This is a genomic window from Desulfosporosinus cupriresistens (genome assembly GCF_001707885.1).
In the GTDB taxonomy this organism is placed as follows: domain Bacteria; phylum Bacillota; class Desulfitobacteriia; order Desulfitobacteriales; family Desulfitobacteriaceae; genus Desulfosporosinus.
Genome location: NZ_MASS01000109.1, coordinates 1 through 4,391 on the forward strand (window position 1 = coordinate 1; position 4,391 = coordinate 4,391).

Genomic DNA, 4,391 nt, shown 5'->3' on the forward strand with positions numbered 1-4,391 from the left:
GTACCCTCACTCTTGTTATTTTCCAAGCAAATTATAATAATATTGGTATTTTTCCTAATGTATTTTTTTGTAATTATATACTTTATTTTCCTCATTTACTTAATTCCTCTGTAAGAAGGATAGTATCCACATTTCTGACACAGAAACCATAGATCAAACGTAGATTATATCAGATTATGACTATTATTATTAAGAAAGGAAGAAAATAAATTGACCAATAATGGCCACCATCTCTGGACTCAAAAATCTCCATCTATAACGAATTGGATTCGTCAGCATCCTTCTAGATTGATTTATACTCCACAACATCAGCCCATTACTCCAAATCCTGCTTTCCCTCTTACTGCAACCCTACCCATGTGCACCCCTCTAGAATTAAATCAAACAAACCTAAATACAGTGTTAATTACTATATCAATCCCTGCAGAAACAGTTTTTACCTTGCCTACAAATGCCCTGGAAATTAAAACAACTAGAAAAAAGCTAAAGATAACTCAATGTCGTTTTTACAATTTTCTTCCTCCAGCACCAGGTATACCACAAGACACCCCGAAGTTATTTCTACAAGGCTTTGTACGTAAGGACATTCAATATTCCGAAGCGGTTCGACAAACTGCAACCAGCATTGAAGGAACTATAAAAGATTTTATCCTTAAAATACCCATTTCGTGTGTTGTTGACCTAGGCCATGCCCTTATAATACCACCTACTCATTTTAGCTACACGCCACCTACTTCTGGTCCATTCTCGCCTGAAAACAAGTTTTTGTCAGGCGAACTCACCGAGTTTAATATGGTAACTCAACAGTTTCTAAACTTATTACCGCACTGTGAGCTTCTTTTCAGTCAGATTAGTGAAATGGATGATGCACTTGATCGTATACCACTGCCAGGTGGCCCCTCAGAAGAAGGGGTTTTCAGAACACTACAAGAAAAGATGATTATCTTGATCCAACTTCGTCTGAACTTACAACACATAATTGATTCTTCACCTGTAGTTGATTGATTTCAAAAACAATAGAATAATAGATAAACACCATTGAATAAATAGAACAATATCAGATTGCTGGCACTAAGCTCACCAAAGGGACTATTGCATTGATGCTCTAGCCATGATTTGAAGTGCTTTCGAGATTTGAGCATCAACATAAATGGCCATTCGCTTATCAGAACGGAGAAAGGCCTTATCAAAAACTTATACTTTTGACTTGTATCAAAAAGAGCCTAGTAAAGGCTCTTTTTTGCACATCATTATGGACTTGCTCATATCAACCATAAAAAAATTTCGTAGTAGATTAATGTTTGTCTTCACAAAATCTAAAGATTAAACATAGCTTATACAGTATAGAACAAGTATTTTGGTAATAGAAAGGAAGAAAAATATGAGTAATCAAAATCGTTGTCCTCATCAGTGGACCCAATCAGATAGTTTTGCACCTAGTTGGGGCCAACAAACTCCTACTCCAGGATGGCTTCCAGCATGTCCACCGGTTGATCATGTTGAGCCAAATCCAGTTTTCCCTGTTACTGCAACTCTACCGACATGTACCCCTCTACAAGTACTCCAAACAAGTCCAAATACAGCATTAGTTACAGTATCGATCCCTGCAGAAACAATTTTCACCTTGCCTACCAAAGCACTAGAAATTAAAAAAATTAAAAAGAACCTAAAGATAACACAATGCCGTTTCTTCAACTTTTCAATCCCAGTATTCGGAAAACCACAAGATACTCCCAAGTTGTTTCTTGCAGGCTTTGTACGCAAAGACATTCAATATTCTGAACCAACTCGACAAACTAAACACACAGTAGAAGGTACTATTAAAGACTTTGTTATTGATGTACCTTGGTCGTGTGTTGCTGACCTCGGCAATACCCTTGCGATACCACCTACCCTTTTTAACCAACAGCAAGAATATGAATTTTTAAGCACCCAGCCACTTCCTTCTGGGTTTTCAACTAAAGACCATTTGATGTCGGGCGATATCTCCGAATTTAACCAGGTAAGCAATGAGTTCCTAAATCAATTACCAACCTGTACGCTTGTATTCAGTCAAATTAATGAAATGGATGATGCACTCGACCGCGAGCCATTGAAATGGGGACCCTTTGAAGAAGGTACTTTCAAAAAGGTACAAGAAAAGATGATTATTTTGATTCAACTTCGGTTAACCTGGCAAACCCAAATTGATCCTCCTTGCAAAGGCTAATCTCTCCACAACAAGCGAAGCTTCGGAAAGGCACGATTCAAAGGTAAGCTTAGTATCGTGCCCTTACTTAATTATATTTCTGCATTTATACCCCTTCTCATAATTGACCACTTTACCTTTGACTACATCTCTTCCCCTCCTTTAAGCTGAAAAAAATACCTACAAAAATGACCGGACAAATCTGTCCGGTCATTTAGAATAGACTCAAAATTAAAAACGTAATTTGCTTATGGTTGGCGAATGACTTCGATGTGCCATTGGTTCATTACTTCTCTTACTGAACAACATCTTTTTAAATAAATAATGGAGTACAATGAATGTACAAAATTAGAACATTCAAATCAATCGTCAGACAGATTAGTTTTTGCATAATCTATAGACGAATACGAGCTTGTACCGGCATCGTTTACAGCCTTTATTTTATAATAATAGGTAGTATCTGCCCATAAGCCTGTATTTATATAGCCTGCAGTTGTTACCGTCGCAATCTGGGTATAAGTTCCTGAAGACGAGGTTGCTCCGTAAACATAATAGGATGTTGCTTCTTGTACAGGATCCCAAGTAAGGTTTATTTGACTGGAACTTGCGGTGGTTGCTTTTAGATTCGCCGGTGCGGACGGTGTATCAGACCCATTGGTAGTTTCATTAAGACTAATTAAGATACTATCAGGCACAACGACTATCCCACCAAAAACAATTTCCTTCTCAATACTGTTCCTTTTACCTCTAAAAAAGTTTCTTGTTGACTGATCGACTGGATCTCTAACCAAGAAAACTGGCGAATCTGTTAATGAAGCTAAAGCTGCACCAGCTAAAGCGTCAGCGAAATTTTCTCCTGTTGACAAATAACTAATGTTGAAACGAAGTTCATTTTCAAATTCTTTGATGATTCTGATGTTTGTTTCATACCTATCTATCCCGCTGAGCCGTTTAGGAGATGGAAGTTGGTTAAGAACACTCTCACTTATAACTCCTGTCCCTCCAACAACGTACGTACTTTTTACGGTTTTTAATAAATATGCTTTAACGTTTCCCGGCAGATTGTCCTTAGGTGTAAGAAGGATTGGAATTCCCTTCATTGCTGCAATGGGAGCAATTGACAATGCATCTGGGAAAGTTTCACTACTAGCAATTACTGCTTGGTCGAATTGCCCCATAGATTGAGCAATTTTGATCGATGTTTCGTAACTATTGTTTCCCGCAATTCTTGATACTTCTATCCCTAAGTTTTTTATGCTTTGTTCAACTCCTGTTGAAATAACACCTACTCCGCCAATCATAATAACATTTTTCACTTTTAAGCGTGAAAGCTGAGTCTTCGTATGCTCATTCAGGGTATCTCTTGAGGTTAGGAGTAATGGAGCATTATATTTTTGGGCAAGCGGGGCGCTGCATAATGCATCTGAAAAATTATCTCCACTTACAATAATGGCATAATAAGAAGTACTCCAGCCGTTAGCAACTTTTGCACAAGTTTCATACATATCTTCTCCAGCTAATCGTTCGAACTGAAATTGTGATGAAGTATCCGATGGAGTTGAGTTGTCTGAGTCGGCACTAGTTGCAGAAGCTTTAGCAGAATAGTTGCTTGTGCCAGAATTGTTTACAGCCACGACTTTGTAATAGTAGGTGGTATCTGCCGAGAATTCCATATCTGTATAACTTGACGTTGTCGTTGTCGCAATCTTATAGTAAGTCCCCGAAGATGAGGTAGCTCTATAAACATAATAGGATGTCGCGTCACTGACGGCGTCCCAGTCCAAGTTTATTTCACTTGAATTTTCGAACTTAGCGCTAAGGTCCGTTGGGGCTGACGGTATATCATACTCATCAGACTCTTCGGTTGTAGCATGTTCTGTAGAAGAATAGGAGCTTGTACCAGAACTGTTGACGGCCGAGACTTTGTAATAATAGGTGGTATCAGTCGACAAGTCAGTATCTGTGTAACTCGAAGTTTTCGTTGTCGCAATTTTGGAGTACGTGCCTGAAGATGAGGTGGCTCTATAAACATAATAAGATGTCGCGTCACTGACGGAGCCCCAGTCCAAAAATATTTCATTGGAGCTTTCGGCTGAAGCGCTCAGATCTGTCGGTGCTGACAGTGTATCAGACTCATCAGACTCTTCAGTTGTAGCATTTTCTTTAGAAGAATAGGAGCTTGTATCAGAACTGTTGACGGCCG

At 38.7% G+C, this 4,391-nt stretch carries 3 protein-coding genes; 2 read left to right on the top strand and 1 reads right to left on the bottom strand.

Features of this window, described 5'->3' with window-relative positions; translation table 11 throughout:
- Positions 1-210: 210 nt before the first annotated feature.
- Entirely contained in the window at positions 211-1,005 is a 795-nt protein-coding gene (locus DSBG_RS21215; RefSeq protein WP_068966959.1) for a hypothetical protein, read from the top strand.
- Positions 1,006-1,381: 376 nt separating this feature from the next.
- The gene (locus tag DSBG_RS21220) at positions 1,382-2,209 is read left to right on the top strand and encodes a CsxC family protein (protein ID WP_068966961.1); all 828 of its coding nucleotides are present in this window, start codon (positions 1,382-1,384) and stop codon (positions 2,207-2,209) included.
- A gap of 341 nt (positions 2,210-2,550) precedes the next feature.
- On the opposite strand, the gene DSBG_RS21225 is transcribed toward DSBG_RS21220, so the two are convergent.
- Positions 2,551-4,391: cell wall-binding repeat-containing protein (locus DSBG_RS21225; RefSeq protein ID WP_068966963.1), on the bottom strand; the 1,841-nt coding region annotated here is incomplete at its 5' end.